This is a genomic window from Herbaspirillum sp. DW155 (assembly GCF_037076565.1).
GTDB lineage: Bacteria > Pseudomonadota > Gammaproteobacteria > Burkholderiales > Burkholderiaceae_D > Herbaspirillum.
In genome coordinates, this window is sequence record NZ_AP029028.1 from 1104044 (window position 1) to 1121412 (window position 17369).

A 17369-nucleotide genomic window follows, 5' to 3' on the forward strand; every position below is an offset into this window, starting at 1 on the left:
TGCAGTCGGTATGCCGCCCGGCCCGCGAGGCTGCTCAACCTTTTCCCGCCCGATGATGAACCAGACGATCCAGCGCCGCGTGCCGGTGCTGCCCCTCATGGCCGCGTTGCTGGCCTGCGCATTCGGCCAGCCTCTGCCCGCGCTTGCGGGGGAGGCCATCCTGCCTGCGGTGGAGATCAAGACGCCGCTGCAGTTCAACGCGCAGGCGGTGGCGCGACCGGTTTTCCTGGCCCGTGCGCAGCGCCGCTTCGAACCGGAGGGGCAGCCTGTGGGCGAGTTGCAGGGTGGCCTGTTCTGTTCCCGCAAGAACGACATCGTGTGGAACGCGAAGAGTGCCGACCTCATGCTACCCATCGATACCCTGTTCCTGCGCTTTCGCAGTGAACTGCAGCAGCATGGTTATCCGGTGCCGATGGCGCCCGCCGAACCGCTGTTCCAGGAAAAGCCGGATGACGGCCTCACTCCCGCCCAGGCCCGTCCAGCGGATTTCAATCTGCAGGTGGGCGTGATCGTGACGCAGCTGCAGACCAATCTTTGCATCAAGGGCGGCAATGCCTGGAGCGGCGAAGCTTATGTGCGGCTGGAATGGCAGGTGTTCGCACCCGAGCAGCGCAAGGTGATCTACCGCAGCCGTAGCGAAGGCCTCTATCGGGTGCGGGACAAGACCCTGGAAGGCGCATTGCCGCCGATCCCGGTGGAGGCCTTCGCCGTGGCGGTTCGCAATCTGCTGGCCGATCCGCAGTTTGCGCTGGCCCTGCAATCGCCCTACGACAGCGCGGCGGCCGCCGCCAACGGCAGTGGCGCGCGCACAGCGCCAACGCAAGTGCCCGGCAATGCGGTGCTGATCGACAACCAGCCTGCCGACGGCGCTGGCATCGAGATCGCCAAGCGCATGCCCGAACTGCGCTCGGCCGTGGTGACGGTGCTGGCCGAGCGCAGTTCGGGCACTGGCTTTTACATCGGCAGCTCAGGGTGGCTGCTGACCAACCAGCACGTGATCGGACAGTCGCGCGTGGTGCGCGTGCGCCTGCCGACCGGACGTGAACTGCTGGCCGAGGTGTTGCGGGTGGATGCGGCGCGTGACATCGCCTTGCTCAAGACCGAGCCACCGGGCGTGCGGCCGATGCCGCTGCGCACCGGCGCGCCGGGCATCGGTGAGGATGTTTATGCGCTGGGCTCGCCGCTGGGCGATGCCTTCAACAGCACGCTCACGCGCGGCATTCTCAGCGGCGTGCGCACGGTGCGTGATCTCGATTTCCTGCAAAGCGACGTCGCCATCCTGCCCGGTAGCAGCGGCGGTCCTTTGCTGGACAAGTCCGGACAGGTGATCGGCATCACCGTGGCCGGGCTCGGCGCCAAGGGGCTGGCGGGAATGAATTTCTTCATCCCGGTGGGGAGCGCGCTGGAGCGCCTGCAGCTGCAATTGCAGAACCGCGAGCCGCGCAAGCCCTGATTTTTTCCGTTCGGGCATTGTTGAACCCAAGTTAAAGATGCTGCACAGGCCCGCTTGGCCCCGCCTGCATTGGTATCGCTACCAGCGCCAATGCTAGAATGCCGGCCATGCCAGAACACAGCCATTTTTCCGCCGATTCCCCTGATTCCAGCCGCAGCAAGGGCGACGACGACAGCGCCGAACCGCGCCGCCGTGGTCCGCGCAAGAGCGCCGGCGGTATCACCCTGCGCGACGTGGCAAAGCTGGCCGGGGTGGCGCCGATTACCGCCTCGCGGGCGCTGAACACGCCTTCGGCAGTCTCGCCCAAGGTCTTGCAGAAGGTGCGCGAAGCGGTCGAGAAGACCGGCTACGTCCCCAATCTGCTGGCCGGCGGACTGGCCTCCAACAAGAGCCGCCTGGTGGCGGTGGTGGTGCCTACCGTGATCGGGCCGGTGTTCCAGGAAATCGTCCATACCCTCACCGAGACGCTCGCTGCGGCCGGCTACCAAGTCATGCTGGGCCAGAGCGGCTATGAGAATTCGCGCGAAGATGCGCTGCTCGAAGCCATCATCGGCCGCCGTCCCGATGGCGTGGTACTGACCGGCATCATGCGTTCGGCCGAGGCGCGCAAGCGTCTCCTGGCCAGCGGCATTCCGGTGGTGGAGACCTGGGACCTGACGCCCGCACCCATCGACATGCTGGTGGGGTTCTCGCACGAAGCCATCGGGCGCGAAGTGGCGCGCTACCTGCATGCACGCGGACGCAGGAAAGTCGCCGTCGTGGGTGGCCGCGACGAGCGCAGCCAGCGGCGCATGAACGCGTTTGCGCAAGAGTGTGTGGCGCTGGGCATGCAGCAGGGAAGGGCGACGCTGCCCATGCACCACGTCACCGCGCCGACCACGCTGGGGCAAGGCCGCCAGGGCCTGGCCGAATTGCTGCAGGCGCAGCCGGATCTGGATGCCATTTTCTGCAGTTCCGACCTGCTGGCGCTGGGCGTGATGATCGAGGCGCAGAGCCGTAGTATCGCCATTCCGCAGCAACTGGCCGTGGTCGGCTTCGGCGACCTGGAATTCTCGCGTGACCTGCAGCCGCGCCTGACCACCGTGCGCATCGATGGCACCGGTATCGGTCAGCGTGCCGCGCGTTTCATCATCGAGCGCGCCTCGGGCATCGAGGTGAGCGAGCGCGTCGTCGACGTGGGCTTTTCCATCATTCCGCGTGACAGCGCCTGAGATGGCTTCCTGAATTCCCGTGTTGGTGCCCTGAAGCAACATTCATTTGCCCATTGACAGTCAAAATTGGTACCGCTACCATTGGTTCATTCAATTTGGTACCGCTACCAAATCAGCTCGAGATCTTTTCCGCAACAGAGAAAGCCCGCCATGACCCAGACCGCTTCCGCTTTGTCCTCGACTTCCTCGTCGGCCCTGCACAAGGGCGCGCCGCGCGTGACCGACATGCGCGTCATCCCGGTGGCCGGGCATGACAGCATGTTGCTCAACCTCTCGGGCGCGCACGGGCCCTATTTCACGCGCAACATCGTCATCCTCACCGACAGCGCCGGCAACACAGGCGTGGGTGAAGTGCCGGGCGGGGAGGGCATCCGCCAGACGCTGGAGGATGCGCGCTCCCTGGTGGTGGGCCAGTCCATCGGCAATGTGCAAGGCATCCTCAATCGCGCCCGCAGCGCCTTTGCCGACCGTGACGCCGGCGGACGCGGCCTGCAGACCTTTGACCTGCGCATCGCCATCCACGCGGTGACCGCCCTGGAAGCGGCCTTGCTGGATCTGCTGGGCAAGTTCCTCGAAGTGCCGGTCGCCGCCCTGCTGGGCGAGGGCCAGCAGCGCGACGAGGTGGAGATGCTGGGTTATCTCTTTTACGTGGCCGACCGCAACAAGACCGACCTGCCTTACCAGTCTGCCGCAGATGCCAGCGACGACTGGCTGCGCCTGCGCCACGAGGCCGCGCTCACGCCGGAAGCGATCGTGCGCCTGGCCGAGGCGGCCTATGCGCGCTATGGCTTCAATGACTTCAAGCTCAAGGGCGGCGTGATGCGCGGCGAGGAAGAAATCGCCGCCGTGACCGCACTGGCCGAGCGCTTCCCCAAGGCGCGTATCACGCTCGATCCGAACGGCGGCTGGCTGCTCAAGGATGCGATCCGTCTGTGCCGTGACCAGCATGACGTGCTGGCCTATGCGGAAGACCCGTGCGGTGCCGAGGATGGTTATTCGGGTCGCGAGGTGATGGCCGAGTTCCGCCGCGCCACCGGCCTGCAGACTGCTACCAACATGGTAGCGACCGACTGGCGCCAGATGGGGCATGCGATCTCGCTGCAATCGGTGGACATTCCGCTGGCCGATCCGCATTTCTGGACCATGCAGGGTTCGGTGCGGGTGGCGCAGATGTGCAATGAGTGGGGACTGACCTGGGGTTCGCACTCCAACAACCACTTCGACATTTCGCTGGCCATGTTCACCCACGTGGCCGCAGCCGCGCCGGGCAGGATCACGGCCATCGATACCCACTGGATCTGGCAGGACGGCCAGCGCCTCACGCGCGAACCGCTGCAGATCGTCGGTGGCAAGGTGCAGGTGCCGAGCAAGCCGGGCCTGGGTGTGGAGCTGGACATGGCGCAGGTCGAAGCCGCGCACCAGACCTACCGCAACATGGGGCTGGGCGCGCGCGATGATGCGGTGGCCATGCAATACCTCATCCCGGGCTGGAAGTTCGATCACAAGAAACCTTGCCTGGTGCGCTGAGCACGAAACGACATATTTTTCAGCAGGGCCGCGAGAAGAGCGCGCTGAACGCGCCGGTGGCCCGAACTTACTTTCATCCACCGGTAGTACGGGCTCAATCGAGGAGACAACCCGTGAATCCTTCCCAGTCCTCCCCCGCAGCAAGCCTGGCCCTCACCTCGGCGGTGAGCAAGATCAAGTGGCGCATCCTGCCGCTGTTCGTGGCCATGTTCATCATCAACTACATCGATCGCGTCAACATCGGTTTCGTGCGCAGCCATCTGTCGACTGATCTGGGCATCGGCGCGGCGGCCTTCGGCCTGGGGGCCGGGCTGTTCTTCGTTGGCTATGCGATCTTCGAAGTGCCGTCCAACATCCTGTTGCAGCGCTACGGCGCACGCGCCTGGCTCACCCGCATCATGTTCACCTGGGGGCTGGTGGCGGCCTGCATGGCCTTCGTGCACAACGAGACCAGCTTCTACTTCATGCGCTTCCTGCTGGGCGTCACCGAGGCGGGGTTCTTCCCCGGTGTGGTGTATTACTTCACGCAATGGCTGCCCAACCATGAGCGCGGCCGCGCGATGGCGGTGTTCCTGTCGGGCTCGGCGATTGCCTCCATTCTCTCCGGTCCGGTCACCGGCGCGCTGCTGTTGATCGAAGGCGGTGGACTGCATGGCTGGCAATGGATGTTCCTGATCGAGGGCGGGGCATCGATGGTGTTCTGCGTGGTGGTGTGGATGGTGCTGGATTCCTCGCCCCGCGATGCCAGGTGGCTCTCGCCGGAGCAGCGCGAGGCGCTGGTGGCGGTGATCGCCGCAGAGCAGGAGCAGCGCGCGGCCAACCGTCCGGCGCACGTCTCGGCACTGACACTGCTGCGCGATCCGCAGATCGTCCTGTTCTGCCTGATCTACTTCGCCATCCAGCTGACCATTTACGGCGCGACTTTCTGGCTGCCCACCATCATCAAGAAGATGGGCCATTTCAATGACTTCCAGGTCGGGCTGTTCAACACGATTCCGTGGATCGTGGCCATCGTCGCGATGTATCTCTTTGCCGTGCTGGCGGCGCGCTACAAGAAGCAGCAATTCTGGGTCGCTACCACCCTGGTGATCTCGGCCATCGGCATGGCGGTCTCGGCCTCGTCCGGGCCGGTCATCGGGTTCGTGGCGGTGTGTTTTGCCGGCATCGGTTTCAAGGCGGCTTCTTCCCTGTTCTGGCCGATTCCGCAAGCCTATCTGGATGCGCGCATTGCGGCGGCGGTATTGGCGCTGATCAATTCCCTGGGCAACCTCGGCGGTTTCTTCGCGCCGGCCACCTTCGGCTACCTGGAGCAGAAGACCGGTTCCATCCAGGGCGGCCTGTACGCCTTGTCGGCGGCCTCGCTGGTGGCGGCAGTCCTGGTGTTCCTGGCGCGCACCCGGCCGTCGGTGAAGGATGGTGGCGGCTCGGCCGAAGGCAGGGCTGAGGCGGTGGTCAAGCACGCGGCCTGAGCAGGCCGGATCAGGTTTCTCCGAGGTCTTTCCTCGTTTGCGCCCGCTCGCCCGTGATCTCACGGTGCGCCGGGCGCATTTTTATCCTCTCAGCGAGCCGGTTTCATCCAAGCGGGACGGTGGTGCCCCGGCCTATAATGGCACCCTGCAATCTGCCATCACGGCGGAACAGTCGTCGCCTACCGCGCGGCGAGACATCAAGGCAGCCTGGCATGGACACCCTCTACCACCTGATCGAGCAATACGGTCTGATCCTCGTTTTTGTCAATGTGCTGGTCGAGCAGCTGGGCGCGCCGGTGCCAGCGTATCCCACACTGATCATCACCGGCGCGCTCTCCGCGACTGGCCGCTATTCGCCGGCGCTCCTGCTGTTGCTGGCAGTGAGCGCGGCGCTCATTGCCGACTACTGCTGGTATCTCGCCGGGCGCCGCTACGGGCGACAGATCATGTCACGGCTGTGCCGTATTTCGCTCTCGCCGGATTCCTGCGTGCGTCAGACCGAATCGATCTACCTGCGCTGGGGCGCGCGTTCGCTGCTGCTGGCCAAGTTCATTCCGGGCTTCGCCTCGATTGCCAGTGCGCTCTCCGGCACCATGGGCACGCGCCGGATCAGCTTCGTGCTGTGGGATGCGGCCGGCAGTGCGCTGTGGGCGGGGCTGGGGATTTTTCTCGGCTCGCTGTTCAGCTCGGCCGTCGATGACCTGCTCAACGTGCTGGCCGAGTTGGGCCATTACGGCATGCTGCTCATTGCGGTAGCGCTGGCGGCGTTCGTGGCCAACAAGTGGTGGCAGCGCCGTCGCTTCCGCAAGTCGCTGGAGATGGCGCGTATTTCGGTCGATGAGTTGAACACCATGCTCGAAAACGGCAACGCACCGACCATCATCGATGTGCGCTCGCCGCTGTCGCAGCAGGATGGACGCATTCCCGGTGCCGTGACGATCTCCAACCAGGAAATCCAGACCTTCGTCTTCGATGGCCCCATCGAGGGTGAGGTGGTGGTGTATTGCGCCTGTCCCAATGAAGCCTCGGCGGCCATGGTGGCGCGCCAGCTGATGCGGCGCGGCTATACGCGGGTGCGTCCGCTGACCGGCGGCATCGATGCCTGGCGCGCGGCCGGTTACGCCATCGACGTCTGAATCGCGGTGCCCTGGCGGATGGTCTTGGTGACCGGGGTCTTTTCGCAGATTTCAGCCAGGCGGGTCAACTGTTCTTGAGTGAGCGTATTGCCGAAGCTGATCTTGCGGGTGATGGTTTCCAGTCCGCTGTCATCGCGGCCGAAATGCGCGTCCACCGAAATGCTGCCCAGGTCCCAGCCCTTGCGGTCGGCGTACATGCGCAGCGTCAGCGAGGTGCAGGAAGCCAGCGCGGCCAGCAGCAGTTCATACGGAGCCGGGCCGGTGTCCTTGCCACCATTGCTTTCGGGTTCATCGGACTTGAGCTGGTGGATGCGCGCCTTGATGTCCTGGGCGTAGCCGGCGGCGTTGTGCAGGGTGACGTGGGCCATGAGGGTCTCCATTCGGTGAGGTGAGGGGATGGGCGATTGTGGCACAGGCGTGCTGCGCGATCTTGTATTTTCCTGCCGGAGGCGTCCCTCCAAAGAATGCGGCCGGAGTACGAACGAAATACGGTCGAAAAAAAACCACGCGCGTGCGTGGTTTTTTCTTGCCGGGAGGCGTGTGGATCAAGCGAAGTTCTTGGCCACGAAGTCCCAGTTGATGATGCCCCAGTAGTTTTCGACGTACTTGGCGCGTGCATTGCGGTAGTCGATGTAGTAGGCGTGTTCCCAAACGTCCACGGTCAACAGCGGCTTGCTGTCGGTGGTCAGCGGGGTGCCGGCGCCGGTGGTGTTGACGATGTCCAGAGTGCCGTCAGCCTTCTTGACCAGCCAGGTCCAGCCGGAACCGAAGTTGGCCAGGCCCTGCTTGGTGAACTCGGCCTTGAAGGCGTCGAAGGAACCCCACTTGGCATTGATGGCGTCAGCCAGCGCGCCGCTCGGAGCGCCTTGACCCTTCGGGGTCAGGCCGTTCCAGTAGAAGGTGTGGTTCCACACCTGGGCAGCGTTGTTGAAGATGCCGCCGGAAGATTTCTTGATGATCTCTTCCAGGGACAGGTGTTCGAATTCGGTACCCGGGATCAGGTTGTTCAGGTTGGTCACATAGGTCTGATGGTGCTTGCCATAGTGATACTCCAGGGTTTCCTTGGAAATCGTGGGCGCCAGCGCGTCCAGATCGTAAGGCAGTGCCGGAAGGGTATGTGCCATGATGAATCCTTTCAGTCTTGTTGGTTTGCTACGAAGGGGTCTTTTCCGAACCTGAGATTCTAAAGCGGAAGACGATTCTTTGCACTCGATCAAATCTTGCACTCGCCAGCCGCTGGTCCGCCACCAGCGCGGTAATGCGAATGGTTCCCGTTGGCAGGGCGCGGCCCCGCTGCAAGGAAAACCGTAGATACCAGCACCGGCAAGACGTTCCAGCTCATCGGGGCAGACGCGGCCGGCTCTCGATCGCGCCAGGGCCGCGCCCGCACCTGCTCAGCATCGTAAAAAGCTTATGCAAAAAAAGTCTGCCACAGCTGTCAAGCAGCGCTGATTCACGCGCATCAATCCAGTCGCGGCTGCACGCTGGCGATGCCGACCTCGGCACTGCCCTGGGCCAGTCGGATCGTGACTTCGCTGCGCGCGGCCAGCTCGGCCGGGGCGTGTAATACCCGGCCCTGGCGGTCGCTGACGATGGCATAGCCGCGCTCCAGCGTGCGTTGCGGGTTCAGCAGTTCGAGCTGGGTCTGCCAGCCTGCCAGGGCCTGCCGCTGACGCAATTGCTGCGCGGCCTGCGCAGCTTGCAGGCGCCGCGCCAGGTCCAGCAGGTCGCGCCGGGCGTGGGCGGTGTCGGGAATCTGGTGGGCCAGATGAGTGGAGAGCTGCTGCAGGCGATGGCGCATGCGTGTCAGCGGCACGCGGGTGGCGTGCGAGAGGCGGGTTTGCAGCGCCGCCAGCTTGACGCGCTCATGCTGTATATACGCACTCGGATTGACCAGCCGGCGCGAGAGCCAGTCCACGGTCTGCGCTTTTTCGGTCAGCGTGCGGCGCAGGGCGCGGGTCAGGTCGTCGGCGTGGCCGCGCAGTTGGGCCAGCCAGTCCTCGCGGGCGGTGGCGGCCAGCTCGGCAGCGGCCGTGGGCGTGGGCGCGCGCAGGTCGGCGGCAAAGTCGGCGATGGTGAAATCGGTCTCGTGGCCGACCCCGGAAATCACCGGCATGCTGGCCGCCACGATGGCGCGCGCCACCACCTCTTCATTGAAGGACCACAGATCCTCGATGCTGCCGCCACCCCGGCAGACCAGCAGCACATCGCATTCGGCACGATCGGAAGCGGTCTGGATGGCGTTGGCAATGCGCTGGGCCGCGCCTTCGCCCTGCACCGGCGTGGGGTAGAGCACCACTTCCACATGCGGGGCGCGGCGGCGCAGCGTGGTCAACACGTCCCGCAAGGCCGCTGCCTGCGGGCTGGTGACGATGCCGATGCGGCGCGGGAAGCCCGGCAGGGCGCGCTTGCGCTCACGGTCGAAGAGGCCTTCGCGTTCCAGCCTTTCCTTCAGTTGCACGAAGGCGGCGTAGAGGTCGCCCACGCCGGAGCGCCGGATGGCTTCCACGTTCAACTGGTAGTCGCCGCGCGGCGCGTAGAGCGTGACCAGGGTGCGCACCTCTACCTTGTCACCCTCGCGGGGCATGAAGCCGGCGTATTGCGCGCGGCCCTTGAACATCACCGCACGCACCTGGGCGCCCTCATCCTTGAGGTTGAAATACCAGTGGCCGGAGGCCGCGCGGGTGAAATTGGAAATCTCGCCCTTGACCCAGATCAGCGGAAAATTGCGTTCCAGCATGCGCGCCACGGCCTGGTTCAGGGCGGAGACCGTCAGCATGGGCGGACCGCCCTCGGTGGTGGCTGCAAGCGCGTCTGGACGCGGGCGGGCAGTGGGGAAGGGCGGGAACTTGTCGGCGGGCATGGGACGTAGGCAATCCAAGGGCGATACAATGCCGCATTGTAAAGCCAAGCCGGCATCGCTTGCCCAGGCGCCCGCAAGCGGCTACATTCTGCACCGCAGAAACGGTGGGCCAGTTGCGGCCGGCCGTGTTGCCCCGGATTCATCCGCTTTCAGCCGTTTTCATCTGTTGTTGTCTGACTCACCCGCATTTCATTAGGAGTACGTTTTGCTCGCCATCATCCTCGCCGCCGGCTGGCCGATCTGGCCCTTGCTGATTGCTTCCATCATCGGCCTGGCGCTGGTCATCGAACGACTGGCCTACCTGCGCCGTGCGCGCATCCTGCCACCGGACCTGCTGGGCGATGTGGTCCGGGTCTACCAGAGCGGACGCGTCACCGAGGACGTGATCGACAAGCTGGAGCAGAACTCCCCGCTGGGCCAGGTGCTGGCCGCCGGCCTGCGCAACGTCGATGCCCCGCGCGAGGTCATGAAGGAAGCCATCGAGGAAGCCGGCCAGGCTGCCGCGCACCGGCTGGAACGCTTCCTCACCACGCTGGGCACGATTGCCTCGCTGGCGCCGCTGATGGGCCTCTTCGGCACGGTGGTCGGGATGATCGAGATCTTCGCCTCGCAAAATGCGGCCGGGACCAACCCGGCGCAGCTGGCACACGGTATTTCGATTGCGCTCTACAACACCGGCTTCGGGCTGGCCATTGCCATGCCGGCGCTGGTGTTCTATCGCCACTTCCGCGCGCTGGTCGATGGTTTCGTGGTCGATATGGAGCAGCAGGCCGTCAAGTTCGTGGATATCGTCCACGATGTGCGCCGCTGATTCCGCAGGCTGGAGAACCGCATGAACTTCCGCAAGGGCCGCCCCCGCGAAGATCTTGAGATCAACCTGATCCCCTTCATCGACGTGCTGCTGGTGATCGTGATCTTCCTCATGGTCACCACCACCTACAGCAAGTTCACCGCCTTGCAGATCACGCTGCCGACCGCCGATGCGCAGAAGGCGCTGGAACAGCCCTTCGAGATCAACATCGCCGTCGATGCCAATGGCCGCTATGCGGTCAACAACAAGCGCATCGCCGCGCGCGATGCGCAGGGGCTGTCCGACGAGATGCAGGCGGCGGTCAAGGACAGCGGCAGCAAGGTCGATCCGGTCATCATCATCAATGCCGATGCGCTGGCCACGCACCAGACCGTGGTCAACGTGCTGGAGGCCGCGCGTATGGCCGGGTATCCCAAGGTGACCTTTGCGGCGCAGTCGAGCAGCAAGTGAGCAAGTAGTGCGCCGCCGGTTTTCCTGAAAATTGACAAATAGCTTCACGTCATCCAAAAGCGATGGCGCCCCGGCCAAGCCCCGCCTGGCCCGCGTTTTTTTCATTCACTGGAACAAAAAAATGGCCGAATCCAGGCCCACTGCCGAAGCCATCCTCAGCCGCGCCTGGCAAGGGCGCGGTCCGCTGGCCTGCCTGCTGTGGCCGCTGTCGCTGCTCTTTGGCGCGCTGGCGGCGCTGCGCCGCGCGCTCTTTGCGCTGGGCATCAAGCGCGCCGAACGGCTGCCGGTGCCGGTGATCGTGGTGGGCAACGTCTTTGTCGGTGGCACCGGCAAGACGCCGTTTGCGATCTGGCTCATTGAAGCGTTGCGCGCGGCGGGTTGGCGGCCGGGCGTGATTTCGCGCGGCTATGGCGGCGGCGCGGCGCAGACGCTGGCGGTCACTGCCGCCTCGGCGGCCGCGCAGGTGGGCGACGAACCCCTGCTGATCGTCCAGCGCACCGGCGTGCCGCTGGTGGTCGGACGGCGCCGGGTGGAGGCCGGGCGCGCCTTGCTGGCTGCGCATCCCGAGGTGGATGTGATCATTTCCGACGATGGCCTGCAGCATTACGCGCTGGCGCGTGACATCGAGATCGTGCTCTCGGACGCGCGCGGCGTGGGCAATGGCTGGCTGCTGCCGGCCGGGCCGCTGCGCGAGCCGGCTTCGCGACGGCGCGATTTCTCGGTGCTCAATGTCGGCAGCCAGGGAAGTGCGCCCGCGGGCGTGCATGCCATGCGTCTGCAGACTGATCTGGCGCTACAACTGGCCCCGCCCGGTGCGCACAAGCCGCTGGCGCAGATGGGCGAAGGCGGCGCGCGGCTGGCGGCGGTGGCGGGAATCGGCAATCCGCAGCGGTTTTTTGCCACGCTGGAGGGCGCGGGTTTGTCTTTTGCACGCCATCCCTTGCCTGACCATTTCGACTTCGCCCACAATCCCTTTGCCGGTCTTGCTGCCGATGTCATCCTGATCACGGAAAAGGATGCAGTAAAATGCAGGGCTATTGAGGCCATCCGAAACGACCCGCGCATCTGGGTCGTGCCTGTCTCGGCGCGCATCGACGGCGCGCTGGCTGAACACATAGTGGAGAAACTCCGTGAACGCCCGACTGCTTGATATCCTGGTTTGCCCGATCTGCAAGGGTCCGCTGGACTACGACAAAAAAGCCCAGGAACTGATCTGCAAGGCAGACAAGCTGGCTTACCCCATCCGCGATGGCATCCCCATCATGTGGGCCGATGAAGCCCGCGAACTGACGGCGACCCCGGCAGCGCCGGCAGCCTGAGCCCGGCCCCTGTCCCTTGATTCCCGATTTCTGCCTTCCTGCTGCGGTTGATTCCATGACCTTTACCGTCATCATCCCGGCGCGCCTGGCTTCCACGCGCCTGCCCAACAAGCCCCTGGCCGACCTCGGCGGCAAGCCCATGATCGTGCGCGTGGCCGAGCGCGCGGCGCTCTCGGGCGCGGCCCGCATCATCGTGGCCACCGACCATCATGACATCCACGCCGCCTGCCAGCAGCATGGCATCGAGGTGGCCATGACCCGCGCCGACCATCCCTCCGGCACCGACCGCATTGCCGAAGTGGCCGCGGCCCTGGGCCTGGGCGAAGACGAGGTGGTGGTCAACGTGCAGGGCGACGAGCCGCTGATCGATCCGGGCCTGATCGCCGCCACCGCCGCCCACATCAAGGCCGGCGTGCCCATGGCCACGGCCGCACACGCCATCGACACTGCCGGGGATGCCTTCAATCCCAACGTGGTCAAGGTGGTGCTGAACAAGGAAGGCTGCGCCATGTATTTCTCGCGCGCCACCATTCCCTGGCATCGGGACGCCTTCGCCAGGTCGCGTGAGTCGCTGCCCGACGCCAGCGGACCGGATCATGCCAATGAATACGTGCCGCTGCGCCATATCGGGCTGTACGCCTACAGCAACCGCTTCCTGCAACTCTATCCGACGCTGGCCCCGGCCCCGCTGGAACGCATCGAGGCGCTGGAGCAACTTCGCGTGCTCTGGCACGGCCATGCCATCGCCGTCCACGTGACGTCGCTGGTGCCCGAGGCTGGCGTGGATACGCCCGAGGATCTGTTGCGCGTGCGCAAGCATTTCGAGGCGCCGCCTGACAGCCCGCTGGTCCAGACCATCTCGGCCCTCTGAATTTCTGCGCGGCAGGCATGATCCGGCGCAAGACTGGCCGGACCGGCTTGCTGTAAGTTCCATGTCAAGCTGACACGACACAATCAGCGGCTGGAGACTGCTTAAAAATCAGGCGTTTGTCATGGTTCGGTAAGATTTTGTGGTAAGTTTCGTCCCGGAGCTGATGCAAACGGCGCGCAAACAAGCTGCATAACCGTCCAGATGGCAGCGATCCTCTGTCATCACGTCACAAAAGAATTCAAGCATTCATATTTCAGAAACCCTCAATTTAGGAAACGTCATGCGCCTCATCCTTTTAGGAGCGCCTGGTGCCGGTAAAGGCACGCAAGCCACTTTTATCAAGGAAAAATTCAACATTCCGCAAATCTCCACCGGTGACATGCTGCGCGCGGCCGTGGCAGCGGGCACCGAGCTTGGCATCGCTGCCAAGAAGGTGATGGATGCAGGCGGTCTGGTTTCCGATGACATCATCATTGGCCTGGTCAAGGACCGCCTGCAACAGGCTGACTGTGCCAATGGCTACCTCTTCGACGGCTTCCCGCGCACCACGCGCCAGGCCGACGCCATGAAGGAAGCGGGCGTAGCCATCGACTACGTGCTGGAAATCGACGTGCCCGACAGCGCCATCGTGGAGCGCATGAGCGGCCGTCGCGTGCACCCGGGTTCGGGCCGTACCTATCACGTCAAGTTCAACCCGCCCAAGGTCGAGGGTAAGGATGACCTGACCGGCGAACCGCTGATCCAGCGCGACGACGACAAGGAAGAAACCGTCAAGAAGCGCCTGGCCGTGTATCACGACCAGACCGAAGTGCTGCTGGGCTACTACGGCAAGTGGGCCGAATCCGGCCAGCCGGGTGCGCCGAAGTATCGCAAGATCGCCGGCGTGGGTCCGGTGGAAGAAATCAGGGATCGTGCATTTGCCGCCCTGGCGGAGTAAAGTGAAGCGGACTTCGGTCCGCTTTTTTTATGCTGCCGCGCTTCATGCATCCAGCGCGGCCGACCCGGAAAACTAAGTAAACCGATCACCGGTAGTCACGCCCGCCCGAGGGCGCGGCACCGGCGGCCCGGCAAGACAGAACAACTCCAATAACGAGGGCGACGCAATTTGCAGGCGCAGTATCGGCGGCGATGAACGGGCAGCAGCACGGCCCTGACAGCGCGGCGGATGTTCGTGATTGTTGATGAGTCGTGATAATAAAGGAGACGAAGATGGCACTTGCCCTGTGGTTTGCCATTGCCTGCGGCTTGGTCGCGGTGATCTATGGCCTGGTTTCTCGTAGGTGGATTCTCAAGCAGGATCCCGGCAACCCCCGCATGCAGGAAATCGCCCTGGCCATCCAGCAGGGCGCGGCGGCCTACCTGGCGCGCCAGTACCGCACCATCGCCATGGTGGGGGTGGTGCTGCTGATCGTGATTGCCCTCATTCCCGGCCTGGGCTGGCTGACGGCCATCGGCTTCCTGCTCGGTGCGGTGTTGTCCGGCGCTTGCGGTTTCATCGGTATGAACGTCTCGGTGCGCGCCAATGTGCGCACCGCCCAGGCTGCCACGCGCGGCATGAATGAGGCGCTGGGCGTGGCTTTCCGGGGCGGGGCGATCACCGGGATGCTGGTGGTGGGGCTGGGATTGCTGGGCGTGTCGCTGTTCTTCTGGGCGCTGTACGTCTATGGGCAGGGCCGTGCGGTCAGTCTGCACGATGCCATCCAGCCGCTGATCGGGCTGGCCTTCGGGGCATCCCTCATTTCGATTTTTGCGCGGCTGGGCGGCGGCATCTTCACCAAGGGCGCGGATGTGGGAGCCGATCTGGTGGGCAAGGTCGAGGCCGGCATTCCCGAGGATGACCCGCGCAACCCCGCCGTGATCGCCGACAACGTAGGCGACAACGTGGGCGATTGCGCCGGCATGGCCGCCGACCTGTTCGAAACCTACGTGGTCACGCTGGTGGCCACCATGCTGTTGGGCAGCCTGATGTTGAAGGGCCTGGAAACCCTGGCGGTGCTCTATCCGCTGGCATTGGGTGGCGTCTCGATCCTCGCTTCCATCGTCGGCTGCGCGATGGTCAAAGCACAGCCGGGCAAGAAGATCATGTCGGCCCTCTACACCGGCCTGTGGTGGTCGGCCGGGCTGTCGCTGGTGGGCTTTGCGGTGGTGACCTGGCTGCTGCTGCCGCCCGAACTGCGCGTGCCGCTGATGGGGGCGGCGGTGGTGGGCATCGTGCTCACCGGCCTGATGGTCTACATCACCGAGTATTACACCGGCACCGACTTCAAGCCGGTGCGCCATATCGCCGAGGCCTCCACGACCGGGCATGGCACCAACATCATCGCCGGGCTGGTGGTGTCGATGAAGTCCACTGCCTATCCGGTGCTGGCGGTGTGTGTGGCGATCCTCGCGTCCTACTGGCTGGCAGGGCTGTACGGGATTGCGATTGCGGCCACCTCCATGCTCTCCATGGCCGGCATCGTGGTGGCGCTCGATGCCTATGGCCCCATCACCGACAACGCGGGCGGCATCGCCGAGATGTCGGGCTTGCCCGATTCGGTACGGGCCATCACCGACCCGCTTGATGCCGTGGGCAATACCACCAAGGCCGTCACCAAGGGCTATGCCATTGGCTCGGCAGGACTGGCGGCGCTGGTGCTGTTTGCCGATTACACGCATGCGCTGGAGTCCGTCGGCAAGACCGCCAGCTTCGACCTCTCCAGTCCTGCCGTCATCATTGGCCTCTTCATCGGCGGGCTGATTCCCTACTTGTTCGGCGCGATGGCGATGGAAGCGGTAGGGCGCGCAGCCGGTGCGGTGGTGGTGGAGGTGCGGCGCCAGTTCCGCGACATCACCGGCATCATGGATGGCAGCGGGCGGCCCGAGTACGACCGCGCGGTGGACATGCTGACCTCCTCGGCCATCCGCGAGATGATCCTGCCCTCGCTGCTGCCGGTGATCGTGCCGATCCTGGTCGGCCTGCTGCTGGGGCCGTCGGCGCTGGGCGGGCTGTTGATGGGGACGATCGTTACGGGGCTCTTCGTGGCGATCTCGATGACCACCGGTGGCGGCGCCTGGGACAACGCCAAGAAATACATCGAGGACGGCCATCACGGCGGCAAGGGGTCGGATGCCCACAAGGCCGCCGTCACCGGCGATACCGTGGGCGATCCTTATAAGGATACGGCCGGGCCTGCGGTCAATCCGCTCATCAAGATCATCAACATCGTGGCCTTGCTGCTGGTACCGCTGTTGCCGGCGGTGTCCTGACGGAAGCGGTCGTTATCTGAGGATTGTCGCCGTGCGGATAGTCAGTCCTGCGGCGGCATGCGCATAATCTCCCGCACCGCGATAGGCCGGCCTGCATTGCCAGGCTGGCCGATCCGTCAAATAATGCCCCGATGCATCCCATCGTCATCATCGGCCCGCCAGCCAGGCTATCCGCCCGTTGAGCGCCGATAAAAAACAGGAGACTCCATGCGTATCGAAGGAAATGTTTTCATCGTCACCGGCGCCGCGTCCGGCCTGGGCGCCGCGACCGCCCGCATGATCGCCGCAGGCGGTGGCAAGCCGGTGCTGGCCGACCTCAACGAAGAGGCGGGCGGTCAGTTGGCAAGGGAACTGGGCGGCATGTTCGTGCGCTGCGACGTCAGTTCGGAAGAGGATGCCCAGGCCGTGGTACGTGCCGCGCAGTCGCTGGGCAGCCTGCGCGGACTGGTCAATTGCGCCGGCATCGCGCCGGCCGAGAAACTGGTGGGCAAGAACGGCGTGCACGGCATGGCCCTGTTCATGAAGACCCTCAACATCAATCTGGTCGGCAGCTTCAACATGGCGCGCTTCGCCGCCGAGGCGATGGCCCATTGCGAGGCGCAGGAAGACGGCGAGCGCGGCATCATCATCAACACCGCTTCGGTGGCCGCCTATGATGGCCAGATCGGTCAGGTCGCCTATGCCGCCTCCAAGGGCGCGGTCGTCGCCATGACCCTGCCGATGGCGCGTGACCTGGCGCGCAGCGGCATTCGTGTCATGACCATCGCGCCCGGCATCTTTGAAACGCCCATGATGCAGGCCATGCCCCAGGAAGTGCGCGATTCGCTAGGCCAGGCCGTGCCGTTCCCGCCGCGTCTTGGCCGTGCGGCCGAGTATGCGCAGCTGGCCAAGGGCATCATCGAGAACGTGATGTTGAATGGCGAGACCATCCGCCTGGACGGCGCCATCCGCATGCAGCCCAAATAAGCGGCATTTGCCTGCCAATTCTTTTGTCCGCAGCGGGGGAGCTG

16 protein-coding genes are annotated in these 17369 nt (G+C 64.6%); 13 read left to right on the forward strand and 3 right to left on the reverse strand.

All coding sequences use genetic code 11. The annotated features are described in order from the left end of the window. The first annotated feature begins 55 nt into the window (after positions 1–55). From AACH55_RS04965 to AACH55_RS04985, 5 genes are all read left to right on the forward strand, one after another. Positions 56–1453 (forward strand): serine protease, encoded by a 1398-nt coding sequence (locus AACH55_RS04965; RefSeq protein ID WP_338718323.1) that lies wholly within the window; start codon positions 56–58, stop codon positions 1451–1453. Positions 1454–1551: 98 nt separating this feature from the next. After that, positions 1552–2664, forward strand: coding sequence for a LacI family DNA-binding transcriptional regulator (locus AACH55_RS04970; RefSeq protein ID WP_338718324.1), 1113 nt, complete (start codon positions 1552–1554; stop codon positions 2662–2664). Positions 2665–2814: 150 nt separating this feature from the next. Next, positions 2815–4191, forward strand: coding sequence for a glucarate dehydratase (gene gudD / locus AACH55_RS04975; protein WP_338718325.1), 1377 nt, complete (start codon positions 2815–2817; stop codon positions 4189–4191). Between the two features lie 113 nt (positions 4192–4304). After that, positions 4305–5660 (forward strand): MFS transporter, encoded by a 1356-nt coding sequence (locus AACH55_RS04980; RefSeq protein ID WP_338718326.1) that lies wholly within the window; start codon positions 4305–4307, stop codon positions 5658–5660. A gap of 212 nt (positions 5661–5872) precedes the next feature. Then, positions 5873–6796 (forward strand): DedA family protein/thiosulfate sulfurtransferase GlpE, encoded by a 924-nt coding sequence (locus tag AACH55_RS04985; protein ID WP_338718327.1) that lies wholly within the window; start codon positions 5873–5875, stop codon positions 6794–6796. Here the strand turns inward: AACH55_RS04985 and AACH55_RS04990 are convergent. From AACH55_RS04990 to xseA, 3 genes are all read right to left on the reverse strand, one after another. Next, a complete protein-coding gene (locus AACH55_RS04990) occupies positions 6778–7164 on the reverse strand; it encodes an OsmC family protein (protein WP_008326374.1) in 387 nt (128 codons plus the stop codon). The two genes, AACH55_RS04985 and AACH55_RS04990, sit on opposite strands and share 19 nt — an antisense overlap. 177 nt (positions 7165–7341) lie before the next feature. Beyond that, on the reverse strand, positions 7342–7920 hold the full coding sequence (sodB, locus tag AACH55_RS04995; protein ID WP_338718328.1) for a superoxide dismutase [Fe]: 579 nt from the start codon (positions 7918–7920) through the stop codon (positions 7342–7344). Between the two features lie 338 nt (positions 7921–8258). Next, positions 8259–9659, reverse strand: coding sequence for an exodeoxyribonuclease VII large subunit (xseA, locus tag AACH55_RS05000; protein WP_338718329.1), 1401 nt, complete (start codon positions 9657–9659; stop codon positions 8259–8261). Between the two features lie 205 nt (positions 9660–9864). Here xseA and AACH55_RS05005 point away from each other — a divergent pair, with 205 nt between their 5' ends. The 8 genes from AACH55_RS05005 (at position 9865) to AACH55_RS05040 (ending at position 17325) form a co-directional block, all read left to right on the forward strand. Next, a complete protein-coding gene (locus tag AACH55_RS05005) occupies positions 9865–10470 on the forward strand; it encodes a MotA/TolQ/ExbB proton channel family protein (protein WP_338718330.1) in 606 nt (201 codons plus the stop codon). Between the two features lie 21 nt (positions 10471–10491). Further along, positions 10492–10920: a biopolymer transporter ExbD gene (locus tag AACH55_RS05010; protein WP_338718331.1), complete on the forward strand. Its 429-nt coding sequence runs from the start codon at positions 10492–10494 to the stop codon at positions 10918–10920. A 121-nt stretch (positions 10921–11041) separates the two neighbouring features. Further along, on the forward strand, positions 11042–12070 hold the full coding sequence (lpxK, locus tag AACH55_RS05015; RefSeq protein WP_338718332.1) for a tetraacyldisaccharide 4'-kinase: 1029 nt from the start codon (positions 11042–11044) through the stop codon (positions 12068–12070). Beyond that, the gene (locus tag AACH55_RS05020) at positions 12051–12239 is read left to right on the forward strand and encodes a Trm112 family protein (protein ID WP_338718333.1); all 189 of its coding nucleotides are present in this window, start codon (positions 12051–12053) and stop codon (positions 12237–12239) included. Before lpxK ends, AACH55_RS05020 begins: the two co-directional genes overlap by 20 nt. Positions 12240–12294: 55 nt before the next feature. Then, positions 12295–13110: a 3-deoxy-manno-octulosonate cytidylyltransferase gene (kdsB, locus tag AACH55_RS05025; RefSeq protein WP_338718334.1), complete on the forward strand. Its 816-nt coding sequence runs from the start codon at positions 12295–12297 to the stop codon at positions 13108–13110. A 280-nt stretch (positions 13111–13390) separates the two neighbouring features. Next, entirely contained in the window at positions 13391–14047 is a 657-nt protein-coding gene (gene adk, locus AACH55_RS05030; protein WP_338718335.1) for an adenylate kinase, read from the forward strand. A gap of 272 nt (positions 14048–14319) precedes the next feature. Next, positions 14320–16359, forward strand: coding sequence for a sodium-translocating pyrophosphatase (locus AACH55_RS05035; protein WP_338718336.1), 2040 nt, complete (start codon positions 14320–14322; stop codon positions 16357–16359). A gap of 207 nt (positions 16360–16566) precedes the next feature. Next, positions 16567–17325, forward strand: coding sequence for an SDR family NAD(P)-dependent oxidoreductase (locus AACH55_RS05040; RefSeq protein WP_338718337.1), 759 nt, complete (start codon positions 16567–16569; stop codon positions 17323–17325). Positions 17326–17369: the final 44 nt, after the last annotated feature.